A 23,683-nucleotide genomic window follows, 5' to 3' on the forward strand; every position below is an offset into this window, starting at 1 on the left:
CCTCACACAAGTCTTGGGGTGGGCGCCTCAGCGGCCGGTGCCGCCGTAGACGACCGCTTCGCCGTCGGCGTCGAGGCCGAAGGCGCTGTGGACGACGCGCACGGCCTCGTCCAGTTCATCGTCACTCGTGACGACGGAGACGCGGATCTCGGACGTGGAGATCATCTCGATGTTGATGCCGGCGTCGGCGAGCGACTGGAACAGCGTGGCCGAGACGCCCGGGTTGCTGCGCATGCCGGAGCCGACGAGCGAGAGCTTGCCGACCTGGTCGTCGTACTGCAGCTGCTCGAAACCGAGCTCGTCCTGCATCGCCTTGAGCACCTCGACGCCGCGCCCGGCGTCCTCCTTGGGCACCGTGAAGGAGATGTCGGTCTTCTTCTCCGTGCCGGCAGAGACGTTCTGAACGATCATGTCGACGTTGATGCCGGCACCGGCGATCGCCTTGAACACGGCGGCGGCGCGGCCGGGGCTGTCCGGGATGCCGACGATCGTGATCTTGCCTTCGCTGCGATCGTGAGCCACACCGGCGATGATCGGGTCTTCCACGGAGTCTCCTTCTTTCTGGTTCACGACCCACGTGCCCTCGTGATGACTGAACGAGCTGCGCACGTGGATGGGAAGGTCGAAGCGGCGGGCGTACTCGACGCAGCGGAGCATGAGCACCTTCGCGCCGGACGCGGCGAGTTCCTGCATCTCCTCGTTGGTGATGCGGTCGATCTTGTGGGCCGTCGGCACGATGCGCGGGTCGGCGGTGAAGATGCCGTCGACGTCCGTGTAGATCTCGCACACGTCGGCCTTGATGCCGGCGGCGAGCGCGACGGCGGTGGTGTCGGAGCCGCCACGGCCGAGGGTGGTGATCTCGTTCGTGGCCTGGCTGACGCCCTGGAAGCCCGCGACGATGACGATGTGGCCCTCGCCGATGGCCTCGGTGATGCGGCCCGGCGTGACGTCGATGATGCGGGCCTTGCCGTGCTGCGCGTCGGTGATGACGCCGGCCTGGCTACCGGTGTAGCTGCGTGCGCTGTGGCCGAGGTTGGAAATGGCCATCGACACGAGCGCCATCGACATCCGCTCGCCGGCGGTGAGGAGCATGTCCATCTCGCGGCTCGGCGGGGCCGGGCTGACCTCGGCGGCGAGGTCGAGCAGTTCGTCCGTCGTGTCACCCATGGCCGAGACGACCACGACGACGTCGTTGCCGGCCTTCTTCGTGTCGACGATGCGGCGGGCGACGCGCTTGATGCTCTCGGCGTCCGCCAAAGACGAACCGCCGTACTTCTGGACGACGAGGCTCACAGTGCTGCTCCGGGGGTCGACTGCTTCGGGCGCTTTCGAGTGTAGTGATGGCGCCCCGCGCGTTTTTTCGACGCTCAGATGCTGGTTGGTACGGAACGCGCCAGGTCGACGGTACGGGCGATCGGGCCGCGCCACACGTCGCCGTGGCCCGGGACGATGACGTCCGCGTCGACGGCTGCGAGGGCGTCCAGCGCGGCCAGAACTCCGGCGTCGGAGGCGTTGAAGACCGACGGCAGGAGGTGCGGGGTGTGCGCCGCGGTGAGCGGGTGCGCCGTGACGAGGGCGTCACCCGTCGCGAGGACGCAGTGCTCGGGGAAGAAGTACGCCGTGTGACCAGGCGTGTGCCCGGGTGACGCCACGGGTACCGGCCGTCCGGGCAGGTCGAGCGGGCCGCCGTCACTCCACGTCTGCGCGCCCCGCAGGGGTTCGTCGTGCAGCGCGCCGCTTCGGATGACACGCCCCAGCCACATGGCGACGTTGGGGCGCCACGCCATCCGCACGAGCTCCGAGCCCGAGCCGGGTTTCTCCTGCTCGCCGGTGGCCAGCGGTAGCTCCTGCGCGGCCATGAGGACGGGAACGTCGTGCCGGCTCAGCAAACCCTGGAGCCCACCGATGTGGTCGATGTGCGCGTGCGTGACGAGGACGGCCCGGATGTCTCCGAGGCCGCGGCCGATGCTGCGGAGGTCCGCTTCGAGGCGCGCGATGTCTGCGGGGTACCCGGCGTCGACGAGGGTGAGATCGGAGCCGTCGCGCACGATCATCCAGTTGACATCGGTACCGCGCCCCAGCCACATACCGTCGGCAACTTGTTCCACGACGACCCCCGGGTGCGCGATGCGTCACTCCGATCGGACGCGCCTGACCTCAACCTACGAGTTCGCGGTGCCTCGAAGGGGCGTAAGCGATCGGTCGCCCGAGAACGCGCATGCCAACACCGGCGGAAGTCCGCGAACGGAAGGGTTCGGGGAACGTCAGGCGAAGACGCGTCGGCCCTCGAAAGCGCGGCCGAGCGTCACCTCGTCGGCGTACTCGAGGTCGCCGCCGACCGGCAGGCCGGACGCGAGCCTGCTCACCTTGATGCCCATGGGCCCGATCTGGCGCGCGAGGTAGCTCGCCGTCGCTTCGCCGGTGTGGTTCGGGTTGGTCGCGATGATGATCTCGGTGAGCGTGCTGTCGCCGAGTCGCGCCATGAGTTCGGTGACGTGGAGGTCGCCCGGCCCGATGCCTTCGATCGGGTTCAGTGCGCCGCCGAGCACGTGGTAGCGCCCACGGAACTCTCGGGTGCGCTCGATGGCGACGACGTCCTTGCTCTCCTCGACGACGCAGATCATCGTCGTGTCGCGCTGCGGATCAGCGCACACGCGGCACAGGTTGCTCTCGGCCACGTTGAAGCAGATCTCGCAGAAGTGCACCGTCTCCTTGACGCGTAGCAGCACCTCGGCGAGGCGCCGCACGTCGTCCTCGTCGGCCTCGAGCAGGTGGAACGCGATGCGCTGAGCCGACTTCGGGCCGACGCCGGGCAGACGACCGAGCTCGTCGATGAGGTCTTGAACAACGCCTTCGTACACAAGGAGAAAGGTTACGCGCCGCCACCGACACCCGTGAGCACCCGCGCGACTACGCGCTCGTAACCCCGCCGTGCGAGAGGGGAAGCCAGGGTGGCCGCGAACGTGCCGAGTGGGGTGAGCGGACCTCGCAGCCACGGCACAGCGATCGTCTGCCGCCACTCGACGCGGGTGAGCTCGTTCCCGCCGTCAGCGCTCGGAGCGTCCGGGCGAACACCGCCCGTGGAAACCGGACGGGTCATGCCGCGGGCATCGGTAAGGGCGGGAAGCGGCGTGAAACGGACGTCGACCACTCCCCCGATGACTCGGCCGACCTTCTCGAACACGAGCAGGCGCCCGGGTTCGGCGGCGCGCACGATCATGACGTCGTCGAAGCCGCACGGACCGAGAGCCGTTCGTGCCACGAGCCGCGAACCGACGCGCAGGTTTTCAGGTTTCGGGCCGCTCACGTTCGTGAACGGCACCGCCACACCGTGACGTTCGCTGTCGGCCACACGGCTCCACGCCTCCGGCGCGGGGAGGTCGCACTCGAGCGTGAACGTGAAAGCCGCTTTGGGAAAGCACGCGTGCGGGCCGCTGCCGTCATCCCGGTCGCGCAGCAGAGCATCGGTTCTGCCCCTCACAGGGTCAGTTCGGCGCGAACGATTGCGCCGACTTCCGATCAACCGCGTGCCGAGCCGCCCGGACATCATCATCACGAGCCCTGGTCGGGGCCTTCCTCCTTGATGACCGTGCCGCCGAGCACCGACTTGATGACGGGCAGGCCGACCGCATCGGAGTTCTCGATGTCTTCGTCGTCGATGCTCGCCGACGTGTCGTCGTACGCCGAGCCGCCGTTGACGCGACGCGCATCCTCCTGCTTCTGCGCTGCCTCCCGGGCTGCCTTCTCAGCGCGCTGACGAGGCGTGAGAGTTCGTCCGTCGTCGACCGCGCCCTGCGTGGGCTGGGGCGTGGGAGACGCGAGGTGTCCGGTGGCCTGAGGGTCGGCTGCGGCAGCCGCCTGACCGTCGGGGGTCGCCTCGTCGGACGCCGAGTCACCGGAGGGTTCGACGCCAGCAGTCTCATGCGCGGCTCCGGCCCCGAGCTCCGACTTGGGCGGCAGCGGGTCGTAGACCGCCTCGACGTCGGTTTCGGGCTCCTCCTCCATCCAGTCAGGAGTCGGCTCGTCGGCGTCAGCGGGGCCCGCGTCGACCTCGGGCGCCGGTGAGGACGTGGCAGAGGCAGTCGATGACGGCTGCGCCGGCCCGTCGTTACCGGTTGCCCATTCCGGTGCGGGCGCGGCCTGCGACGACCAGTCGCCGTCGGAGTCGGAGCCCCACGCGCTGCTGCGCGCGGCCGCCGTGGCGAGACCGGCGTCCTGTGACGGCGTGGCCGCCTCACGCGGTGTGCCGTGCGCGGGCGGGTCACCGGCCTGCGCGGGATCGACAGGAACGTGACCTGTCGTGCCCGAACCCTGGTAGCCCGTCCGTTCGCGCCAACCGCCGGGTTTGCCCTGCGACTGCGCCGGGGCGCTCGAGGGCGGCTCGGCCGGAGCAGGCTGCTGCCCACGTGCCTGAGCACCGTCGCTCGGCGAAATCCATTGCTCGCCCTGCGAAGGGGAGTTCCACTGGCCGCCCTGGTCGGAGCCCGCCGACGGCGAGTTCCACTGGGCGGCCCCCCGCTGTGCCTGCGAGCCCCCGCCCTGTGACGGCGACTGCCACGGCTCGGCGGGCTGCTCACTCTGCGGTTGCGCCTGTGGCGCACCACCGTTCATCGCGCGCGCTTCGACCGTGACGTCGACACCGATGGCCTCGATGAGGGCCTGACGCACGACCTCGGGGTGCTGCCCGCGCGACATGGTGGCCGCAAGGCCACTGCTCGACGCTCCGAGCACGAGGCGAGCGCCGTCGAACTCGAGCACCTGCGCGTTCTGGCTCAGCAGTGTCCACGTGACGCGCTTGATGCGGAAGATGCGATCGAGTACGTCCGGCCATGCGCGACGGATGTCGTCGGTGGACATGCCACCGCGCCCGCCGCCGGATGCCGACGTCGGCTGCTGCGGCGCCTGCGACTGCTGGGGCTGCGATGCCTGCTGCGCCTGTTCGCCCTGCCACCCCGGGCCACCGGCCCGCTGGGACTGCTCGAACTGACGCTGCACCTGCTCGCGCTCGGTCTCGTCGACACCGCCGCTCGTGCCCGACGGAGCACCCGCGGCCTCGTCGTCGCGCGCAGCGGCCTGAGCCCGCTGGCCCTGACGCTCGGCCTCACCCCCGCGTACGTCGCCCGAACCGCGCATGACTTCGTCACGCGAGGCAGCGCCCCGATCGGCCTGGTCGGCTTGAGCGCGTGGCTCTTCGCTCGGCACAGCCGACGGTGCCTCAGCGGCAGCACCACTCGGCGGACGCACAGGAGCCGGGCCACCTGGCGAAACAGCCGGCGCGTGCTGCACCGGGCCGGCCGGCGAGCGCGGCGGCAGTTCGCCCATGTCGAGGCGTCGTTCCATGCGGTCGAGGCGCGCCGCGTAACCGTCGAGCCCCGCGATGCCCGGCAACAGAACGCGCGCACACATGAGTTCGAGCTGCAGACGCGGCGAGGTGGCACCCGTCATCTCGCTCAGCCCCGCGTTGATGACGGCGGCCGCCCGCGAGAGCGCGCCGTCGCCGAAGGACGCCGCCTGGCTGCGCATCCGCTCGAGTTGGTCCTCCGGGACGGCACGCAGAACGGCGCCCGCCCCCTCGGCCACGGCCCGCACGACGATGAGGTCACGCAGGCGCTCGAGAAGATCCTCGACGAACCGACGCGGGTCGGCACCCGACTCGATGACGCGGTCGATCTGACGGAACACGGCCGCGGAATCGCCCGCCGCGAAGGCTTCGATGATGCCGTCGAGCAGCTCGTCGTCGGTGAAACCGAGCAGGCCCGCAGCACCCGAGTACGTGAGGCCCTCGGGCCCGGAGCCCGCGATGAGCTGGTCGAGCACCGACAGCGAGTCACGCACCGAACCGCCGCCCGCGCGCGTGACGAACGACAGCACGCCCGGCTCCGTAGCCACGCCCTCGGCGTCGAGAAGCTGCTCCATGTAATCGGTGAGCTTCTTCGGCGGCACGAGCCGGAACGGGTAGTGGTGCGTGCGCGAACGGATGGTGCCGATGACCTTCTCCGGCTCCGTGGTCGCGAAGACGAACTTCACGTGCTCCGGCGGCTCCTCGACGATCTTGAGCAGGGCGTTGAAGCCCTGCGGCGTCACCATGTGCGCCTCGTCGATGATGTAGATCTTGAAACGGCTGCTCGCCGGACCGAACGACGCGCGCTCACGCAGGTCGCGGGCGTCGTCGACACCACCGTGCGACGCGGCGTCGATCTCGATGACGTCGACCGAACCCGCACCTCCGCGCGCCAGCGCCTTACACGAATCGCACACCCCGCACGGCGTGGGCGTGGGGCCCTGCTCGCAGTTGAGGCAGCGCGCGAGGATGCGCGCGGACGTCGTCTTTCCGCACCCGCGCGGGCCGGAGAACAGGTAGGCGTGATTGACCCGCCCGGTGCGCAGTGCCTGCATCAGCGGTTCGGTGACGTGCTCCTGGCCGATGACGTCGGCGAACGTCTCGGGGCGGTAGCGGCGGTAGAGGGCCGTTGTCATGGCGTCAGCCTAGTAGTGGCCACCGACAACCCGATGTTTCCTGGACATGCGGGCACAGGGGCCGCGGCGACCGCTCATCATCGGGGCGGGGAATGCGATTCGCGGACGCCGCCGGGTGCCCGGTAGAGTACGAGCAAGCCCCCCACGTGGTGGTACCTCTCCGAACTCCCCCAGGGCAGGAATGCAGCAAGGGTAGGAGAGCTCTTCCAGGTACGTGGGGGGCGCTTACATGCCGCGGCAGACTCCGCGCGCGAGCGCACACCGCCGCCCGGGCCATCGCACTACGGCAACGCCGAGCGTCATTCCGTCGAGAGCTTCGCGCGCTGCACCTCGAGCGCCATCTCGCCCTCGACGTCGATCTCTTCCGGCGCGCTCACGCCGACGCCGTTGACCTTCGGCGACAGCTGTCGCTCGACGACGATCGTCACCCACGCAGCCACGGCGCATCCCGCGACGAGCGCGACGGCGTACCACCCGGCGAGTGCGTGCCCGATGAGCAGGCCGGCGAACGGCGGACCGACGATCTCCGCGATGTGGAAGGCACCGGCAGAGGCCGAGTTGTAGCGGCCGCGCAGGTGGTCGGGGGCGAGGTCGTTGACCATGGCGGGAAGCGTCGGCTGCAGGAAGGTCTCACCGACGCCGAAGATCGCGGCCGACGCGCACACCAGCACCGAGGCGAGCACGACGTTCGACTCCCCCGCCAGGCCGGCAACGCCGAGCCCGCTCCACGAGATCGCCCACAGCACACACATGACGAGCAGCGCGCGGGTGCGTCGGCGTCCGGCGACGAACTTCAGCACGAACAGCTGCGCCACGACGATGACGGCCGTGTTGGCGGCGTACGCCCACCCGAGCACCTGGGTGGAGATGTGCGCGACCGTCCGCGAGAACGCCTGGAACCCGACGCCGAACTGGGCGTAACCGATGAACGCCGTGACGAACCCGAGCACGACGAGCAGCCGCATCGCCGGGTCGCGCAGCACGAGTCGGTACCCGCCGCTGACCGGCATCGCGCCGTCGTCGCCCGACGAAGCGCCGTGCGCCACCGGGCCGCCGTAGCGCCGCAGCGGGCCGAGGTAGAGCATCAGCGGAATGAGGAACGTGACCGCGTCGATGTAGTAGATGCGCTCGAACGTCCCGGGACGCTCCACGTCGACGACGGCACCGCCCAGCATCCCGCCGATGCCGAGGCCGAGGTTGAGCAGCGTGAAGCTGAGCCCGAAGTAGTGCTGACGTTGGTGGGTGGGCATGACGGTGGCGACCATCGCCTGCACCGCCGGGAAGATGACGCCTGTAGCCAAACCGGAGCAGACGAGCGACGTCGCGGCCACGGGCACGGTGAGCGCGTTGGCCATGAGCACCTGCGCCACGATCTCGAGCGACACCGCGGCGATGACGACGCGGCGCGCACCGAAGCGGTCGATGAGCACACCGCCCGGTCCGACAGCGAGCAACCCGACGATGGCGGGTAGCGCAAGGAGAACACCGGCCGTCTGGAGTGAGAAGTCGCGCACCTCGTGGAGGTAGACGACGGCGAACGGCATGATGAGGCCGGTGCCGACGAAGTCGAACACGAGACTGGTGAGCATCCACTTCGCGGGGCGTGGCAAGTCGCGGAACATCGAAGCGGAGGGCACCGACCAATGGTGCCAGCCCCGCGACCTCTGGCGACACCCGGCCCCCCACGTCGCCCCAAGACACGCGAAGGCCCCGAGACTCTGAAGTCTCGGGGCCAATCGCTGTGTGGCGGAGGATATGGGATTTGAACCCATGAGGGGTTTCATCCCCAACACGATTTCCAATCGTGCGCACTAGGCCACTATGCGAATCCTCCGCCGGAAACCTTACTGCAAACCTGCATTCAACTCCCAATCGTGCCGCCGTGGCGCACCCGGGGAAGCGCTCCTGGGGCCGGTAGACTGACGACGCATCGCGCGTGCGATGACACCCGCCCCTCCAAGGTCGATCAGGAGCCTGCCGATGCCTCGTTACCGCGCTGCGGGCGCCGCCTGCCTCGCCATGGCGCTCACGGTGACGTCGGGGGCCTGCAGCAGCAAGGAAGAGCCGAAGAAGAAGGCTGCGCCCACCTGCCCGGCCGGCAACCCGAAGCCGTCTCGCACCGTCGCCTGGCCGACGATGTACGCCAACGTGTACAACGCGAGCGACTCCAAGGGTGAGGCGGCCACAGTCGCCAGGCGCCTCGGATGGCGAGGCCTCAACCTGCTCGAGGTGGCGAACGACCCGCTCGCCGACGACCGGCCGACACCGAAGTACGCGGAGATCCGGTACGGCAAGTCCGGGCGCACGATCGCCCTCAACCTGGCCACTCAGATCCCGCACGCCAACCTGTACCAGGACGAACGGGCCGACCCGACGGTCGACGTCGTCATCGGCAACGACTTCACGCTGACGCCGCAGCCGCCACGCCCCATCAAGGACGTCAAGGTGGCCGTGTTCAACACGACCTTCCAGAGCGGACTCGCTGCGACGGTGAGCAACCAGCTGGCCAAGCAGGGCTTCCACAGCGAGGCGAAGGCCAACGATCGCGCCTACTACCCAGACGACACGGCCGTCATCGTCTACGACGAGGAGGGCCTGCCCGACGCCCAGCGCGTCCAGATGAGCATCCCCGGCTCGCGACTTCTGCAGGACGAGAAGGCGAACGTCAGCATGACGGGTCGCGACGTGCGCCTCTACCTCGGGTCGAAGTGGCTCAAGGGCGGCAAGGTGGCCCCGCTCTCGCAGGCGACGAAGGCTCCGGGCTCCTCACCGACACCGAGCTGCTGAGGTCGCCGTTCACGCCTCACCTCGACGGTTCAACGGACGAAGCGGGCCGCACCCCCGAAGGTGCGGCCCGCTTCGTCCGTGGGGAAGGCGCGTCAGCGACGGCGGCCCGTACCGAACAGGCTGCGGGTGATCTCGCGGCCGATCTGTGTGCCTGCGGAGCGCATGAACGACTTGAACGCGCTGGAGCGCACGACCTGGCTCACCATGCCGGGCTCCTCCTTCGGCTTCGCTGCTTCCTTCGGAGCGGCCTTGGGCTTTTCCTCGGCGTTGTCGCTCTCGGCGGGAGCCTGGGCGAACTTGTTCTGAAGACGCTCGTACGCGGATTCGCGGTCGACGGACTCGGAGTACTTCGAGGCGATGGCGGAGGCGCCGATGACGCGGTCCATCGTCTCCTCGCTCGCCGGGGCCATCTTCGACGTCGGTGCGAGCATGCGGGTCCACGCGACGGGCGTCGGCGCGCCCTTCTCGGAGAGCACCGTGACGACGGCCTCGCCGGTGCCGAGCGTCGTGAGGAGCTCCTCGAGGTCGTACCCACTCTTCGGGAAGGTACGTACGGTGGCGTTGAGCGCCTTCTGATCGTCCGGCGTGAACGCGCGCAGCGCGTGCTGCACCCGGTTACCGAGCTGACCGAGAACGCCGGCGGGGACATCCTTCGGGGTCTGCGTGACGAAGAAGACACCGACGCCCTTGGAGCGGATGAGACGAACGGTCTGCTCGATCTGGTCGACGAACGCCTTGCTCGCCTCGTCGAAGAGCAGGTGCGCCTCGTCGAAGAAGAAGACGAGCTTCGGCTTGTCGAGGTCGCCGGCTTCCGGGAGCTCCTGGAACAGGTCGGCGAGCATCCACATGAGGAACGTGGAGAACAGCGTCGGCTGCTCCTGGACGCTCGGCAGTTCGAGGCAGGTGATGATGCCGCGACCGTCAGCGCCAGTACGCAGCAGGTCCGAGGTCTCGAACTCCGGCTCACCGAAGAACGCCTCGGCGCCGCCGTCGGCGAAAGCGATGAGATTGCGCAGGATGACTCCGGCCGTGGCCGACGAGAGACCGCCCAGTTCCTTGAGATCGGCCTTCCCCTCGTCGGACGTGAGGTGAGTGATGACGGCGCGCAGATCCTTGAGGTCGAGCAGCGCGAGACCCTGGCTGTCGGCATAGTGGAAGATCAGCCCGAGGCTCGACTCCTGGGTCGAGTTGAGGCCCAGCACCTTCGACAGCAGCGTCGGGCCGAACGATGTGACGGTGGCGCGCACGGGAACACCCTTGCCCTGACCGCCCAGCGCGAGGTACTCGACCTCGAAGCCCTTCGCCTCCCACGTCTGACCCACGTCGGACGCACGCTGCGCGACCTTGTCGTTCGACTCGCCTGGCTCGGCCAGACCCGAGAGGTCGCCCTTGATGTCGGCCATGAAGACGGGTACGCCGTTCGTGGCGAGCTGCTCGGCCATGAGCTGGAGGGTCTTGGTCTTACCGGTACCGGTGGCTCCCGCGATGAGTCCGTGACGGTTCATCATCGCGAGCGGCAGACGCACCTGGACGTCTGGTGCTGCCGTGCCGGCGTCGACGGCAGCCCCGAGGTCGAGCGAGCCGCCCTCGAAGGCGTAACCCGTGCGGATGGCTTCAAGCTGATTGTTTTCGCTCACGCGGCGACAATATCCGGCGCGTGTGTGCACGCGCAGTAGACGACGCGCATAAAATGAGCCCGTGATCTTCAAGGCCGTTGGCGACTCGCGCCCCTACCCCGACCACGGCCTCGTGACGCCCAAGGACTGGTCGCCGATCACGCCGCGTGTCGTCCGCCTCGCAGATCTGACGACCACCCGCGCCACGCTCGATCTCTCGGCCCTGCTTTCGCAGGATTCGACCTTCTACGGGGACATCTTCGCGCACGTCGTCGCCTACAGCGGCGAGCTGTACCTCGAGGACGGCCTGCACCGCGCCCTGCGCGCCGCGTTGCAGCAGCGTTCCACGTTCCACGCCAGGGTGCTTTCGCTGTGAGCTACGTCCGCGACAACGGTCTCGAGCGTGCCCGCCGTCGGCGCGAGCGGCGCTCGTTGGCGATCCTGACGCTCTGCGCCCTCCTGGTCATCGGCTCCGTCGTCTTCGCCGTCACGTTCATGTCCCAGCCGAGCAAGCCGAAGGCCGGCGAGTGCCCCAGCGGCACGACGACATCGCTGCCGCCTCAGGCCACGTTCCCCGTCAACGTCTACAACGCGGGCGGGCCGAAGGGCGCTGCCGGTGACGCCGCCGACGCCTTGCGCACGTACGAGTTCAATGTCGGCACGGTGAGCAACGACCCGTACAAGAAGAAGATCTCCAACGTGGGCGAGATTCGGTTCGGTCCGGGCGGAGCCCAGAACGCCAAGAAGTACGTCGAGCCACGCGTCCCGGGCGCGAGGCTCGTCCAGGACGGGCGCGACGGCGCTGGTGTCGATGTTGTCGTCGGCCCGCAGTTCCCGACGCTCGAGAAGGCCGCGGAGAAGCCGTCCGCCTCACCCAGCTGCTCCTGATCACCAGCGGGCTTACGACATTCCTCACGCCCCGGTCATCCCGTTTTTGACTCAGTGACCCACTGTTGTAATCTTTCTGGCGGTGGCGTGTCCGAGCGGCCTAAGGAGCACGCCTCGAAAGCGTGTGTGGGGGTGACTCCACCGTGGGTTCAAATCCCACCGCCACCGCCAGATACGAATGGACCCCCGCCCAGGACCAGCGACGAAGTCGCCCTGGGCGGGGGTCCATTCGTATCTGATGAAGCACGGGGGATTTGGGAGGAGTGACGCGCGAGCGAGCGACAGCGAGCCCCGCGCGTCACGACGGCTCCCACCGCCACCGCCAGACAGAGAAGGACCCCTCCGGATCAGCGACAAAGTCGCCCGGAGGGGTCCTTTTCTGTCCGATGAAGCACGAGGGAGAAGGCCCACCGCCTGTCGATCGGACCACTCGACGGACCGATGACGCCCACTCCAGCCACTGAGGACGCACCCTCCACCCATAGGGAGGGGCCACACACCCCAAAGTGCCCCTCATTTCCACCAGATCGAAAAGTGGGGACCAAGGTCCCGTCACGCCGCTTTGCGCGCACTCGGGGCCGACAATCCCCCGACGTGACGGGCAAAACGGGCCACCTCACCACAGTTGGACGATTTTCCAACTCCGCGAGCGGAACCCGTTTCGCAGCGCATCCGGGCGATCTCAGTAAGAAGTCACTGTACTCTCTTCCGCCCGCCAACCCGGGGGCGTCCGGTATATTGACCAACAATCAACCATCTGGTTTCTTCAGAGCCTTGCGATCGGGCTGCCACCCATTGTTCGACCAGGGCTCAGGACCCAACAGGGATTCGGACGACCGTCCAAATATTCGCGTATCGTGTGCCATGCCAACGGCACTCGGCGTGGGACCACCAGTCAGCATGATCGCTCGCAGGCGGCACGACCGCACTGCAAGCCCCACAGGAGGATGTTTCATGGCCAAGAACGTGCGTCAGCGCATGATCGTGGGCGCTTGCGACCTGTTGTCGCGACGCGGCCTCCAATCCACCTCGTTCGCGGAGGTCACCCAGGCAACGCGCACCCCGCGCGGCTCGATCTACCACCACTTCCCCGGGGGAAAGCAGGAACTCGTCCTTGCTGCTCTCGATGCAAGCGCGGAGTCCTTCGTGGAGTGGATCGGCTCCATCTGCCGCGTCAACCCCGAGCAGTTCGTTCGTTCGGTGCTCGACGGCTACCGCGCGTACGTTCTCGACGGCGAATTCGAAGTGGGTTGCTCCGCCACCGCCGTCACCGTCGCAGCGGAGAACACCGAACAGCTCGACCGATGCGCCGTGGTCTTCGCCACGTTCGTCGACGCCCTGAGCGACGGCCTCCGCGAGTGCGGCGTCGAGCCCGAGGCTGCCTGCTCCTTCGCCACCCTCGCCTTCTGCTCCCTCAACGGTGCCACGACCGTGGCACGCGCAGCCCGCACGGTTGCATCGCTCGACACCGTCGAGCACCACCTCATCGATCAGGCACGCACGCTTCCCCGCGTGCACGTGGCTGCCACGGCCTGACGCCTCTCCGGCACGTGAAAAGCGGCCGGTACCCGCTCGGATGAGCAGGTACCGGCCGCTTTCTGCGTCCGGAGGAACCTCGGATCAGCCCTCGGTCGAACGCGTGGGGCGCTGGCCGAGCTCCTCGTCGAGGCGCAGGAGGCCAGGGCCGTCGTCCTTGATGAGTTCGACGCGACCGACGATCTCGCTGACCGTCGCCTCTTCCTCGATCTGCTCGGTGAGGAACCAGTTGAGCAGCGGACGCGAGTCGAGGTCACCCTCGGAATCGGCGGAGCGGTACAGCTCGCGGATCGATTCCGAGACCTTCTTCTCGTGCGCGTAGGCCGCTTCGAAGGCGTCGAGCACGGTCGAAACCTCGACGCTCGGAGCCATCTGGGAGCCGATCTTCGGGTGGTTGTCGCGGTCGAGCAAGTGGTCGATGAACTTGTTGGCGTGGACGATCTCCTCGTCCGCCTGGTGCCGCAGCCACGCAGCCATGCCCGGGAGGTCCATAGCGTCGAGCTCGATGGCGAGCTGGCGGTAGACGATCGAGGCCTCGAACTCGAGGGTGATCTGGTCGTTGAATGCCTTTTCGAGATCTGCGCTGAGCTTCATATCTGCATCGTGCCACTTCATTCGGCGTGGCGCAGGTGAGACGAGGCAAGCCTGACCAACCGCCCCGTCCCGCGCGGAGCTTCGTCACATAGGCTCGAAACATGCTCGCTATCACACTGCCCGGGTTCGGTGACGAGAGCGTCCTCACTCCCGCCGACGTCGACACGCCCAGCCCCGCAGACCTCGCCGGCGACGATGTGCTCATCCGCGTCGCGGCTGCAGGCGTCAACCGCGCGGACCTCATGCAGCGTCAGGGTTTCTATCCGCCGCCGCCCGGCGAATCGGAGCTTCCGGGGCTCGAGGTCTCCGGCACGATCGAGGCCGTCGGAACCGACACGCTGGGGTGGAAGGTCGGCGACGAGGTCTGCGCGCTCCTTGCCGGAGGCGGTTACGCCGAGTACGTCGTGGCCCCGGTCGGCCAGATCCTGCCGGTCCCCCACGGCATTGACCTCGTCACCGCAGCAGCGCTCCCGGAGGTTGCCTCCACCGTCTGGTCGAACGTCTTCCTCACGGCCGACCTCCAACCCGGCGAACTCGTCCTCGTCCACGGCGGCGGCAGTGGCATCGGCACGATGGCCATCCAGCTCGCCAAGGCGTCCGGCGCCCGCGTCGCCGTGACGGCTGGCTCGGCGGAGAAGCTCGCCGCCTGCAAGGCGCTCGGAGCAGACATTCTCATCAACTATCGCGAGGACGACTTCGTCGACGCGATGGACGCCGAAGGCGGTGCGAACGTCATCCTCGATGTCGTCGGAGCCAAGTACCTCGAACGCAACATCGCGGCTCTCGCGCCAAGCGGGCGGCTCGTCGTCATCGGCATGCAGGGCGGGACGAAGGCCGAACTCGACCTGTCGAAGCTGCTCGCCAAGCGTGCGCAGATCACCGCGACGGGTCTGCGCTCACGCCCGCGCGAGGAGAAGGCCGCCATCGTCGCGCACGTGCGCGAAAACGTCTGGCCGCTCGTCGAATCCGGCGCGGTGCGTCCGATCGTGCACGCCACCTACCCCCTCACCCGGGCGGCCGACGCCCACCGCGAGCTCGCCGCCTCGCAGCACATCGGCAAGGTGCTCCTCACCGTCTGATCGCTTTCTTCACCCCTGCCGCTGAGCCCACGACGAGCGCATTGCTCGTCGTGGTCCCGCACGTGTCGCCCTTGCGCCCCCCTCAACACATCCTGGCGCGGGACGCCACCGGAACGGCTTACACCGAGAGCGGCGCCACGAGCGTCCCCGGAACCTATGTGGTTCCCTGGTGGCTGCTGCTCATACTGCTCGTCGGCGTGCCCCTGCTCGCCGCGGCGATCTCGATGACGTTCGCCCGGCGCACGCCGCCGCTGACACGCCGCGAAGCATGAGGAGGCTGTCATGAGTGTTCGCAACAGTCTTCTCGCCCTTCTCGACTCCCAGCCGATGTACGGCGCCCAGCTCAAGGCCGAGTTCGAGGCTCGCACCGGCGGTCAGTGGCCGCTGAACATCGGTCAGGTCTACACGACGTTGGGGCGCCTCGAGCGCGACGGTCTCGTCGAGGGCGCCGGTACGCCGGACGCCGACGGGCGCATCCCCTACCGGCTCACCGACGCCGGCCGCGCCGAGGTGCTCGGCTGGTGGGATCAGGCGGTGCCGCGGGACGTCACGCCCCGCAACGAACTGGCCATCAAGTTGGCCCTCGCCGTGACGATGCCGGGCGTCGACGTTCGGGCTATCGTCTCGGCGCAACGGGCGGCGACGTTGACGCACCTGCGCGAACTCAACCGCTCGAAACCGCGCCGGTCGTTCGGTGAGACCCCGCCTGGTGTGGGCGCCGACGAGCTCGTCCTCGAGTCGCTCATCTTCGCCGACGAGGCCGAACTGCGCTGGCTCGATTACGTCGAGGAGCGACTGGCGCGCAGCTGACCCCTGCTCGAACCACACCGTGCGCGGGTCCGGGTCACACCGGGCCCGCGTTCGTGTGTTCGGTATCCGGCGCACGCTCGGTGGCCGTGCACGGCGCCGGGCCGACAAAATAGGAGTCATGTCCCGGCTGACCATGCTCCTCGTCCCGCCCGAGGTGCGGCGCGTCGCGCGACGCCGTGGCGTGACGAAGAGGCGCGTGGCCGACGAGCTACACACCTTCGTCGAGGTGAAGCCCTCTCCGGGACGCTGGAAGGTGGCTGCGCACATCACGACCTGCGTGACGCTCACCGTGCTCACGCTGTCGCTGATCTTCGGTCCCAAGATGGGATTGCTCGGCCTCACCGGAACGTTCCTGTGCACCGTCAGCGTGCGACGCACGTGGCGCCACCGCGTCACGATCCTCGCCTCGATGACACTCGCCTACGCCCTCGCCCTGACCATCGGCGTGAGCGTCGCGGGCAACGCGCTTCTCACCACCCTCGCCCTGACGGCGATTGCCGGCGTCAGTGTGCTGCTCTACCACGCGCTCGTCGGCGACCCGCCCGGGCCGGTGTTCCTCACGATCGGCCCGGCCATCGGCACCTACCTGCCCACGACAGGCGTGGCAGGTTCGACGTTCGTCCTGGCCGCGTCGTTGGGCGCCGTGATGTCGAGCGTGCTCAGCCTCGCGCTGCAGTGGCCGTTCCGGCACACGCCCGAGGACGAAGCCGTCGAGGATGCGCAAGAGGCGTGTGACGAATACTTCGCCACCGACCCCGACGGCGACTTCGTCGAGACGGGCCGCCTGCGCGACGCCGCATACGGCTCGATCTTCAACGCCGCGTGGGCCGTCGCGTTGGCCGCAGGACGCCGCAACCGCAACCCGCACCTGCGTGATCTCACGGCGCAGGTGCGCAAGATGCACATCGCCGTCGTCCAACGCACCGCCGCCACCCGCCTGCCCGACGCCGACATCGCCGTCCCGACGATGCTCCAGGCGCGCTACCTCGGGCGTCCGCCGCGGCGTTACCTGCTCGAGTGGGGGCTGTCCCGCTCTTCCCTGCCCTCGCTCATCGCGCGCCGGGCCGCGCTCGCGGTGCTCGCCACCTGCGTCATCGCGTACGCCCTCGGCGTCTCACACCCGTACTGGGCCGTCATGACAACGGCGCTGCTCGTCTCCCTCAACGGTGACCGACTCTCGCTGACGCACCGCGCCGGCCACCGCTTCGTCGGCACCGTCGTCGGCGTCGGCCTGTTCTTCCTCGTCAGTCTGGCCGGACCGACCGACTGGTGGGTCATCGTCATCGCGCTCGTGTGCGTCTTCCTCCTGCAGTGGTCGGTCGTGAGCAACTACGCGCTCGGTTCGATGTTCATCACACCGATGGCGTTGCTCGTGGCCTCCGTCGGCTCGTCGCACGCACCGACGACCGAGTTGATGCTCGACCGCGTCTTCGAGACGGCGCTCTCGTGCGCCATCTGTGTCGTCATCTTGTGGGCGTTCGCGCGACGTCTGCCGATCCGTTTGGTGCGCAGGCAGTTCCGCCGCTCGCTGCGAGCGCTTCAGCGCGTGCTCGTGCTCATGGCCGACGGCCAGCAGGATTCGGACCGGGGCGTCGCCGCCCGGCGGGATCTCGTCTTCGAACAGCTCGAGGCCGACCACGTGCTCGCGATGGCGGCCACCGATCTGCCGCACACCCTCGGAACGTGGGAGGAGGTGGAGGCCAGCCTCAACTCCACGTCCTACGTGACGCTCGCCGCGTGCTGGACCGCGGACCCACTCAAGCTGCTCGACGCCGAAGCGATGAGCGCCCGCCTCACGCGCCTCATCCACGATCTGCCGCCGATCTCGACGCAGGTCGTCGACTCCACCACGGTGGCCACCGGCCTCGACGAGGTGCTCGCGGTCGGGCTCGCGCGCCGCAGCTGACGCACTACCCGGAGTTCTCGCCGTCCCTCTCGACGACGAACCGTACGACCTCGACCACCGCGTCGTCCGGCATCTCGGCGTAGTAGTTACGTCGCAGAGCTTCCACGAACTCCCGCATGTCGGTGCCGGGCGGAGCGTCCGCCTGCTCGGCCGTGAGGGTCGCTGCCGCGTGGCTCGTGACCGACTCGACCCGGCCACGAAGACTGCGAGCACCGAAGGCGAACCGGGCAGCGCCGGGTGCGATGTTCTCCTTCCATCGCACGGTGGTGGCCTTCGTGCCGACGCTCACGGCGTCGAAGTATCCCTCGGCGAAGTCGACCTGCTGCATGCCGCCAGGATGGCACTCGGCGCCCACGAGATGGGCGAGATCCCGACGTGTTCCCGACCGATGCACGAACGCGCGAGAAGCGACGATCGCTTCCCGCGCGTACGGTGCGCCTGTGAACTCGTTGTACGTCAGGCGGCCTCGGCCCGCTCGGAGCGGCTCAGCCGACCGTCGACCATCTCGTACACGGAGTCGACGGCGGTGAGCGTCGGCAGGTCGTGCGTCACCATGAGCGTCGCGACGCCGGAGTCACGCGTCACGTCGCCGATGAGGCGCATGACGGCAGAGCTGCGCTCGGAGTCGAGCGCCGACGTCGGTTCGTCGACGAGGAGCAGCTCGGGTGAGTTCATGAGCGCCCGGGCGATACCCACGCGCTGACGCTGACCGCCCGACAGCTGCGCCGGACGACGGCTCGCGGCGTCCTTGAGGTCGACTGCCTCGAGCAGTTCCATCGCGCGATCCTGGACGGCCTTGCTCTTGCGCCCGTCGAGGCGGGCCACGGCTGCGAGTTGTTCCGCGGCGGTGAGCGACGCGATGAGGTTGCTCTGCTGGAAGACGAAGCCGATCAACGACAGGCGCACCGCGGCCGCGTCCTTGCGCGACAGGCCCGAGACGACACGGCCACCGATCGCGACGCTGCCCGAGTCCGGCGTCTGCAGCAGACCCGCCACGGCGAGGAGCGACGACTTACCCGAACCGGACGGGCCGGTGACGGCGGCGAACTCGCCGGGTTCGACGCTGAGGCTGACGTGGTCGACCGCGGTGATGCGGCCGGCGCCGTCGGGGAAGGTGAGAACGGCGTCATCGACGATGAGGCTCATCGTGCAGCTCCTAGCGCTGAGTTGGGGTCGACGGTCGCGATGCGGCGCAGGCTGACGAGCGCGCCGAGAAGACCGAGAACCATGAGAAGGACGAGGGGGACGAGGGTCGTCGTCGGGCTGACGACGAAGGGGACGACGTCTCGGGCGAGCAACCCGCCGACGGTCGCGATGAGCGTGCCGAGGCCACCGCCGATGAGGAGGAGAATCGCGGCCTGACCGAGGGCGTCACGCACGAGGTAGCTCGTGCGGGCACCGATCGCCTTGAGCACGGCGAGGTCCGGCGTGCGCTGGATGGTCCAGATCGTGAAGAACGCTCCCACGACGAGGGCCGAGACGAGCATGAGCATGACGCGCATGAGCGTGAGCGAACCGTTCTCGGCCTGGTAGGCGGAGATGGTGGACAGGGAATCGTTCGGTGTCATCGCCACGAGGTCGCTCTGCTTCTCGAACGCTGCAGCATCGAACGAACCGTCCGTCTTCAGCAGGGCGAGCGAGGTGCCGCCCGCGGTCTGGACGCCCGCAGCCTTGGCGTCGGCCTGTGTCATCCAGACGACGGGAACGTGCTGGTAGGACGCGTCGTCGCTCAGCGCCTGAACGCGAACCGATTTGTCGCCGAACGTGATCGAGTCACCGGCCGCGACGTTCGCGTCCTTGCCGAGGCCCGAACCGACGACGACCGAGCCGGGACGAACGCCCGACGGCGCGGCGAACGATCCGTCCTCGACGACGAAGACCGTGACGGCCGAGCGGACACCGTCGACGCTGACGCGGCTCTGCGCGATCGCCAGTGACGTCGCCTCCGTGACGCCGGGCTGGTCGGCCGCGTCCTTCACCGCGGACGACGCGACGCGAGAGGAGTCGAAGCCGACCTTCTGCCCCTGGGCCGGCTGCGAGAAGGCGATTTGGGAGACGCCGCGCTCCGGCATCGTCGAGACGGCGGCAACGCTCTCACGCCCGAGGCCCGCCGCGAGCCCCGTCAGCATGACGACGAGCAGCGTGATGAGAGCGACCACGCCGCCGATGAGCGCGAACCTGCCCTTGGCGTGGCGCAGGTCGCGGGATCCGAGAAACATCTCAGCCTTTCCGAACAAGCGGTGCGGGAGTGAATATCTCCATTCCATCGCCGTTCCCGCGCGCACACATCGACCGCTCGGCGAGGCCCACCTCAACCGTTCGGTTGATACCGCCGCGCGCCTTGCCAAGGCAGAATGAAGGGACGATGAGTGCCGACCCGCCGCCGTCCGCCACAGCCCGACGCCCCGAGACGGCGCGCGCAATCCGCGCCATGCAGGCCGCCATGCACGTGCTCTTCGTCCTGCTCTTCGTCGTCGGGCTCGCGCGTGCGCTTCTCACGCAGACGACGACGGCGCCGCACCTCGCGCTCCTGTTCGTCGCGTCGGCGCTGTTCATGGGCCTCTACTGTTTCGGCCTCACGCTGGAGCGCCGTCCGGTCTCCGACGCGCGCCGCGAACAGCTCGCCCAGGTGTGGATCTCAGCGCTCGTCGTGGCGTGGATCGCGCTGCTCGCCGTGGCTGCCGACTTCGCGTGGCTGGCGTTCGCGTTCTACTTCCTCGTCCTCTACGTCGCGCGACGCGCGCTCGCCGCGGCCCTGGTCGCTGTCGTGCTCGTTGCGAGCGTCGTCGCTCTCGCGAGCTCGAACTCGACGCGGGGACCGGGCAGCGTCATCGGCCCGTTCATGGGCATGCTCGTCGCCCTCGGTATCGCATGGGTGTACGTCCAACTGCGGCGGGAGAACGACGCCCGCAACCTCCTCGTCGACCAACTCGTCGCTGCGCAGGACGACGCCCTCGCCGCCCAGGAGGAACTGGCGCACGCGCAGCACCGCGCCGGGGTCCTCGCCGAACGCGAGCGACTCGCCCGCGACATCCACGACACCCTCGCCCAGGGCTTCTCCAGCATCCTGCTCCTCGCGCGCGCCGGGCTGGCGCGCGAGGACGGCGAGGGCACGCTGCTGCGTCAGATCGAGGAACAGGCCGCGGAAGGGCTGACGCAGGCCCGCGAGGTCGTCCACGCCCTCGCTCCGACGGAACTCGCCGATGCTCCCCTGTTCGCGGCCCTCCGCCGCCTCGCCGAGCGCCTCGGCGAACAGACCGGCATCGCAGTGTCCACGACGTGCGACGGAGAGGCCCGCCCGCTGCCGTCCCCCGTCGAGGTCGCGTTGCTGCGCATCGCACAGAGCGGTCTCGCCAACGTGCGCATTCACGCCCAGGCTTCGCGCGCCGGGGTGACGCTGACCTACTCGCCCACCGACGTGACGCTCGAGATCATCGACGACGGTGTCGGCTTCGACGAGGCCGCCGTCGAGCGCGCCCCGCTCGGTGGCAGCGGATTCGGCCTGCGTGCCATCCGCGAGCGCCTCGTCGAACTCGGCGGGCAGCTCGAGGTCGAGTCGGCCCCCGGTGAAGGGGCGGCGCTCTTCGTCAGGATCCCGACGGCCACCTCGCCTGCCGCACCATCGCCCGTCACGACGAACGGAGGCGCCCTGTGACCACGGTGCTGCTCACCGACGACCATCCCGTGGTTCGAGCCGGCCTGCGGGCCCTGCTCGTGGCGTCGGGCATCGACGTTCTCGCCGAAGCGAGTGACGGCGCGGAGGCCATCGCCGAACTCGATCGGCTCACGGCCACCGGAACACCGCCCGACGTCGTCCTCATGGACCTGCAGATGGGCGACGGCATGGACGGTGTGAGTGCGACGGCGGCCATCCGTGGCCGCGGATGCGCCCCCGCGGTGCTCATCCTCACGACCTACGACACGGACACCGACATCCTGCGCGCCGTCGAGGCGGGCGCCGGCGGCTACCTGCTCAAGGACGCCCCACCGGAGACCCTCGTCGACGCCGTCCACCGCGCGGCACGCGGCGAGACGGTGCTCGCACCGGCCGTAGCGCAGCGCCTCGTCACCCGCCTCGCGCAGCCGACAGCCTCTCTCACGGCGCGCGAGGTGGACGTTCTGGAACGGGTCGCCGACGGCGCGACGAACCGCGCGATCGCCAAGGCACTCTTCGTCTCCGAGGCCACCGTGAAGACCCACCTCGTGCACATCAACGAGAAGCTCGGGTCCACCTCCCGCACGGACGCCGTCGCCAAGGCCCGCACTGCCGGCATCCTGCGCTGACGGAATTCGGTGTGGTGAGGCAATCACCATGTCAGTTCAGGAGGGGTCGACGAGGTGACCCGGCTGCGGAGCCACGCGCGCGAGTTTCACGGCGTGTTGGATGCGGCGCGTCGAGTCGTCGGGTTCGGGCAGTTCCTCGAGGGCGAACCAGCCCGATTCGAGGGCCTCACTGGCCACCTCGACGTGCGGTTTCGTTTCGCAGTGGACGCGGAAGATGACGTCGATGTGCCGAATCTCCGGCACGAAGTACGTGGCCATCGCGCCACCCGGTTCGATCGTCAGGCCGGTCTCCTCGCGCACCTCACGGATGACGGCGTCGCGCGGCTGTTCACCGCCGTCGATGAGCCCGCCGGGCAGCGACCAGCCCTTGCGGTGCACCTGACGCAGCGCGAGCACCCGACCGTCGTACTCGATGATCGCAACGGCACCCGCCGTGAACGTCGGCTGGATCGCGTGGACGATGCGGTGGCTGATGCCGACCGGCAGCCACTTGTAGAGGCGCAGCGCCGCCATCCGCAGGGGTGAAGGGTTCGCAGCGTTCACAGTGACTCCTCGACGAGGTTCTCAAGGCGCGCCTCCGGGACGTGGTCGAGGTCCTCGTCCACCTCTCCCGAGACGTGGTAGCGGCGCATCACCTTGACCATGTTGTTGACGACGGCGATCAGCGGCACCGCGGTGAAGGCGCCGAAAGCCCCTCCGAGCACGGTGCCGGCGGTGACGCCGAGCAGGATGACGAGCGGGTGGAGATCGACGAACTTGCCCAGAATGATCGGGTTGACGAGATTGCCGAACAGCTGGATGACGAGGGCGAGCGCCACCATCATCACGATCGCGGTGACGATGCCCTTGCTGACGAGAGCGATGACGAACAGCAGGACCGCCGCGACGAGCACGCCGACGAGCGGCACCAGGGAGCCGAGGAACAGCCCCACGGTGAGGGGGACGGCCAGTGGGACACCGGCGATCCACATGACCGGCAGCATCGCCCCGGCGTTGAGTACGGCGAGCAGGACGAGCGATCGCATGTAGACGACGAGCGTCCTCCATGCTGCCGCGCCGGCGAGATCCGCATAGTTGTGGGCGGGGCGCGGGAGCACCCGCACGCACCAGCGCCAGATGGAGCCGTCGTCGGCGAGAAGGAAGAGAACACAGAAAAGCGTCAGGACGAAACCCGACAGCGCGCCTGCCGCCTGACCGAGATAGCCGCCGGCCTGTGCGGTGATGTCGCCGGAGTGCTCGCTCACCGTTTTGGCCAGATCGACGGTGTAGGTGTTCGCAGTGGCCGGGTCGAGGCCGAGCGGACCGTCGACCAACCAGTCACGCGCACCGCGCTGGGCGCCGCCGAACTGACTCGCGAACTCGCCGCTGGAACCGGCCACCTGGGCCCACACGAACCACACGAGCAGCGCGATGAACCCGAATCCGACGAAGAAGGAGATGACGGCCGAGAGCCCGCGCCCGAGGCCTCGGCGCACGAGCCACGCCACGAGCGGCTGCAGGAGCGCCGCCACCATGATGCCGGTGACGAGCGCAACGGTCACGAGGCCGAGCTTTGCCAGGGCCCAGAACACGAGCGCCACTGCGGCTGCGACGAGCAGGAGGTAACCCGACCAGGCACCCGCGAGGCGGATGCCGAAGGGGACGCTCGCGCGCGCCTTGTCAGGGGAAACCGGCTCGTTCATCGGGCCAGTTTCCCACGTCGAGCG

Annotated in this window: 23 protein-coding genes, 2 tRNA genes and 1 other RNA gene; 12 read left to right on the forward strand and 14 right to left on the reverse strand. The window is 68.8% G+C overall.

Going from position 1 to position 23,683, the window contains the following annotated elements:
• Window positions 1–27: 27 nt before the first annotated feature.
• From AA983_RS12350 to AA983_RS15675, 5 genes are all read right to left on the reverse strand, one after another.
• The gene (locus tag AA983_RS12350) at window positions 28–1,293 is read right to left on the reverse strand and encodes an aspartate kinase (RefSeq protein ID WP_047312525.1); all 1,266 of its coding nucleotides are present in this window, start codon (window positions 1,291–1,293) and stop codon (window positions 28–30) included.
• A 74-nt stretch (window positions 1,294–1,367) separates the two neighbouring features.
• On the reverse strand, window positions 1,368–2,108 hold the full coding sequence (locus AA983_RS12355; protein ID WP_156170391.1) for an MBL fold metallo-hydrolase: 741 nt from the start codon (window positions 2,106–2,108) through the stop codon (window positions 1,368–1,370).
• 156 nt (window positions 2,109–2,264) lie between these two features.
• A complete protein-coding gene (gene recR / locus AA983_RS12360) occupies window positions 2,265–2,861 on the reverse strand; it encodes a recombination mediator RecR (RefSeq protein WP_047312527.1) in 597 nt (198 codons plus the stop codon).
• Window positions 2,862–2,872: 11 nt separating this feature from the next.
• On the reverse strand, window positions 2,873–3,352 hold the full coding sequence (locus AA983_RS14985; RefSeq protein ID WP_052947112.1) for a hypothetical protein: 480 nt from the start codon (window positions 3,350–3,352) through the stop codon (window positions 2,873–2,875).
• 200 nt (window positions 3,353–3,552) lie between these two features.
• Complete coding sequence (locus AA983_RS15675; protein WP_047312528.1) at window positions 3,553–6,477, reverse strand: DNA polymerase III subunit gamma and tau; 2,925 nt, start codon at window positions 6,475–6,477, stop codon at window positions 3,553–3,555.
• A 133-nt stretch (window positions 6,478–6,610) separates the two neighbouring features.
• On the opposite strand from AA983_RS15675, the gene ffs reads away from it, so the two are divergent.
• Window positions 6,611–6,709: signal recognition particle sRNA small type (gene ffs, locus AA983_RS15265), an RNA gene on the forward strand.
• A 67-nt stretch (window positions 6,710–6,776) separates the two neighbouring features.
• On the opposite strand, the gene AA983_RS12375 is transcribed toward ffs, so the two are convergent.
• Together AA983_RS12375 and AA983_RS12380 are read right to left on the reverse strand one after the other, a co-directional pair.
• Complete coding sequence (locus AA983_RS12375; RefSeq protein ID WP_197079015.1) at window positions 6,777–8,114, reverse strand: MFS transporter; 1,338 nt, start codon at window positions 8,112–8,114, stop codon at window positions 6,777–6,779.
• A 107-nt stretch (window positions 8,115–8,221) separates the two neighbouring features.
• Window positions 8,222–8,311: transfer RNA gene (locus tag AA983_RS12380), tRNA-Ser, on the reverse strand.
• Window positions 8,312–8,457: 146 nt separating this feature from the next.
• Here AA983_RS12380 and AA983_RS14990 point away from each other — a divergent pair.
• Window positions 8,458–9,264 (forward strand): LytR C-terminal domain-containing protein, encoded by an 807-nt coding sequence (locus tag AA983_RS14990; RefSeq protein ID WP_052947114.1) that lies wholly within the window; start codon window positions 8,458–8,460, stop codon window positions 9,262–9,264.
• 92 nt (window positions 9,265–9,356) lie between these two features.
• On the opposite strand, the gene AA983_RS12390 is transcribed toward AA983_RS14990, so the two are convergent.
• Window positions 9,357–10,901, reverse strand: a complete 1,545-nt coding sequence (locus tag AA983_RS12390) for a helicase HerA-like domain-containing protein (protein WP_047312529.1) — start codon at window positions 10,899–10,901, stop codon at window positions 9,357–9,359.
• 61 nt (window positions 10,902–10,962) lie between these two features.
• Between AA983_RS12390 and AA983_RS12395 the strand changes: the two genes are divergently transcribed.
• The 4 genes from AA983_RS12395 to AA983_RS15680 all read left to right on the forward strand — a co-directional run bounded on the left by AA983_RS12395 (window position 10,963) and on the right by AA983_RS15680 (window position 13,304).
• The gene (locus AA983_RS12395; RefSeq protein WP_047312530.1) at window positions 10,963–11,256 is read left to right on the forward strand and encodes a type II toxin-antitoxin system VapB family antitoxin; all 294 of its coding nucleotides are present in this window, start codon (window positions 10,963–10,965) and stop codon (window positions 11,254–11,256) included.
• Complete coding sequence (locus AA983_RS12400) at window positions 11,253–11,768, forward strand: LytR C-terminal domain-containing protein (protein WP_052947115.1); 516 nt, start codon at window positions 11,253–11,255, stop codon at window positions 11,766–11,768. The genes AA983_RS12395 and AA983_RS12400 overlap by 4 nt, the downstream gene beginning before the upstream one ends.
• Before the next feature lie 81 nt (window positions 11,769–11,849).
• Window positions 11,850–11,939 (forward strand) — tRNA-Ser (locus tag AA983_RS12405).
• Between the two features lie 783 nt (window positions 11,940–12,722).
• Window positions 12,723–13,304 carry a TetR/AcrR family transcriptional regulator gene (locus AA983_RS15680; RefSeq protein ID WP_047312531.1) on the forward strand — a complete coding sequence of 194 codons (582 nt, stop codon included), beginning with the start codon at window positions 12,723–12,725 and terminating at the stop codon, window positions 13,302–13,304.
• 84 nt (window positions 13,305–13,388) lie between these two features.
• Here the strand turns inward: AA983_RS15680 and AA983_RS12415 are convergent, their stop codons facing one another.
• Window positions 13,389–13,898, reverse strand: a complete 510-nt coding sequence (locus tag AA983_RS12415; RefSeq protein WP_047312532.1) for a ferritin — start codon at window positions 13,896–13,898, stop codon at window positions 13,389–13,391.
• Between the two features lie 101 nt (window positions 13,899–13,999).
• Here AA983_RS12415 and AA983_RS12420 point away from each other — a divergent pair, with 101 nt between their 5' ends.
• The 4 genes from AA983_RS12420 (at window position 14,000) to AA983_RS12435 (ending at window position 17,693) form a co-directional block, all read left to right on the forward strand.
• The gene (locus AA983_RS12420) at window positions 14,000–14,977 is read left to right on the forward strand and encodes an NAD(P)H-quinone oxidoreductase (protein ID WP_047312533.1); all 978 of its coding nucleotides are present in this window, start codon (window positions 14,000–14,002) and stop codon (window positions 14,975–14,977) included.
• Window positions 14,978–15,048: 71 nt separating this feature from the next.
• Window positions 15,049–15,249: a hypothetical protein gene (locus AA983_RS12425; RefSeq protein WP_156170393.1), complete on the forward strand. Its 201-nt coding sequence runs from the start codon at window positions 15,049–15,051 to the stop codon at window positions 15,247–15,249.
• 10 nt (window positions 15,250–15,259) lie between these two features.
• Window positions 15,260–15,787, forward strand: coding sequence for a PadR family transcriptional regulator (locus tag AA983_RS12430; RefSeq protein WP_047312535.1), 528 nt, complete (start codon window positions 15,260–15,262; stop codon window positions 15,785–15,787).
• 118 nt (window positions 15,788–15,905) lie between these two features.
• A complete protein-coding gene (locus AA983_RS12435; protein WP_047312536.1) occupies window positions 15,906–17,693 on the forward strand; it encodes an FUSC family protein in 1,788 nt (595 codons plus the stop codon).
• Window positions 17,694–17,697: 4 nt separating this feature from the next.
• Here AA983_RS12435 and AA983_RS12440 read toward each other — a convergent pair whose 3' ends face one another.
• The 3 genes from AA983_RS12440 to AA983_RS12450 all read right to left on the reverse strand — a co-directional run bounded on the left by AA983_RS12440 (window position 17,698) and on the right by AA983_RS12450 (window position 19,912).
• Window positions 17,698–18,021, reverse strand: coding sequence for a hypothetical protein (locus tag AA983_RS12440; RefSeq protein ID WP_047312537.1), 324 nt, complete (start codon window positions 18,019–18,021; stop codon window positions 17,698–17,700).
• A 128-nt stretch (window positions 18,022–18,149) separates the two neighbouring features.
• Window positions 18,150–18,839, reverse strand: a complete 690-nt coding sequence (locus AA983_RS12445) for an ABC transporter ATP-binding protein (protein ID WP_047312538.1) — start codon at window positions 18,837–18,839, stop codon at window positions 18,150–18,152.
• Window positions 18,836–19,912, reverse strand: a complete 1,077-nt coding sequence (locus AA983_RS12450) for an FtsX-like permease family protein (RefSeq protein ID WP_047312651.1) — start codon at window positions 19,910–19,912, stop codon at window positions 18,836–18,838. The genes AA983_RS12445 and AA983_RS12450 overlap by 4 nt, the downstream gene beginning before the upstream one ends.
• A gap of 146 nt (window positions 19,913–20,058) precedes the next feature.
• On the opposite strand from AA983_RS12450, the gene AA983_RS12455 reads away from it, so the two are divergent.
• Window positions 20,059–21,348, forward strand: a complete 1,290-nt coding sequence (locus tag AA983_RS12455) for a sensor histidine kinase (protein WP_047312539.1) — start codon at window positions 20,059–20,061, stop codon at window positions 21,346–21,348.
• Window positions 21,345–21,977 (forward strand): response regulator transcription factor, encoded by a 633-nt coding sequence (locus tag AA983_RS12460; protein WP_047312540.1) that lies wholly within the window; start codon window positions 21,345–21,347, stop codon window positions 21,975–21,977. The genes AA983_RS12455 and AA983_RS12460 overlap by 4 nt, the downstream gene beginning before the upstream one ends.
• Before the next feature lie 36 nt (window positions 21,978–22,013).
• Here the strand turns inward: AA983_RS12460 and AA983_RS12465 are convergent, their stop codons facing one another.
• Window positions 22,014–22,520, reverse strand: coding sequence for an NUDIX hydrolase (locus tag AA983_RS12465; RefSeq protein ID WP_047312541.1), 507 nt, complete (start codon window positions 22,518–22,520; stop codon window positions 22,014–22,016).
• Window positions 22,517–23,659, reverse strand: a complete 1,143-nt coding sequence (locus AA983_RS12470) for an AI-2E family transporter (RefSeq protein ID WP_047312542.1) — start codon at window positions 23,657–23,659, stop codon at window positions 22,517–22,519. Before AA983_RS12470 ends, AA983_RS12465 begins: the two co-directional genes overlap by 4 nt.
• Window positions 23,660–23,683 lie beyond the last annotated feature (24 nt).

It is taken from the genome of Dermacoccus sp. PE3 (genome assembly GCF_001021715.1).
Lineage (GTDB): Bacteria > Actinomycetota > Actinomycetes > Actinomycetales > Dermatophilaceae > Dermacoccus > Dermacoccus abyssi.

What these genes read in the sequence shown, in the direction of transcription:
- AA983_RS15675 (WP_047312528.1), bottom strand. Translation starts at nt 6,477, where the DNA reads ATGACAACGGCCCTCTACCGCCGCTACCGCCCCGAGACGTTCGCCGAC.
- AA983_RS14990 (WP_052947114.1), top strand. Translation starts at nt 8,458, where the DNA reads ATGCCTCGTTACCGCGCTGCGGGCGCCGCCTGCCTCGCCATGGCGCTC.
- AA983_RS15680 (WP_047312531.1), top strand. Translation starts at nt 12,723, where the DNA reads ATGGCCAAGAACGTGCGTCAGCGCATGATCGTGGGCGCTTGCGACCTG.
- AA983_RS12415 (WP_047312532.1), bottom strand. Translation starts at nt 13,898, where the DNA reads ATGAAGCTCAGCGCAGATCTCGAAAAGGCATTCAACGACCAGATCACC.
- AA983_RS12420 (WP_047312533.1), top strand. Translation starts at nt 14,000, where the DNA reads ATGCTCGCTATCACACTGCCCGGGTTCGGTGACGAGAGCGTCCTCACT.
- AA983_RS12430 (WP_047312535.1), top strand. Translation starts at nt 15,260, where the DNA reads ATGAGTGTTCGCAACAGTCTTCTCGCCCTTCTCGACTCCCAGCCGATG.
- AA983_RS12435 (WP_047312536.1), top strand. Translation starts at nt 15,906, where the DNA reads ATGTCCCGGCTGACCATGCTCCTCGTCCCGCCCGAGGTGCGGCGCGTC.
- AA983_RS12440 (WP_047312537.1), bottom strand. Translation starts at nt 18,021, where the DNA reads ATGCAGCAGGTCGACTTCGCCGAGGGATACTTCGACGCCGTGAGCGTC.
- AA983_RS12445 (WP_047312538.1), bottom strand. Translation starts at nt 18,839, where the DNA reads ATGAGCCTCATCGTCGATGACGCCGTTCTCACCTTCCCCGACGGCGCC.
- AA983_RS12450 (WP_047312651.1), bottom strand. Translation starts at nt 19,912, where the DNA reads ATGTTTCTCGGATCCCGCGACCTGCGCCACGCCAAGGGCAGGTTCGCG.
- AA983_RS12455 (WP_047312539.1), top strand. Translation starts at nt 20,059, where the DNA reads ATGAGTGCCGACCCGCCGCCGTCCGCCACAGCCCGACGCCCCGAGACG.
- AA983_RS12470 (WP_047312542.1), bottom strand. Translation starts at nt 23,659, where the DNA reads ATGAACGAGCCGGTTTCCCCTGACAAGGCGCGCGCGAGCGTCCCCTTC.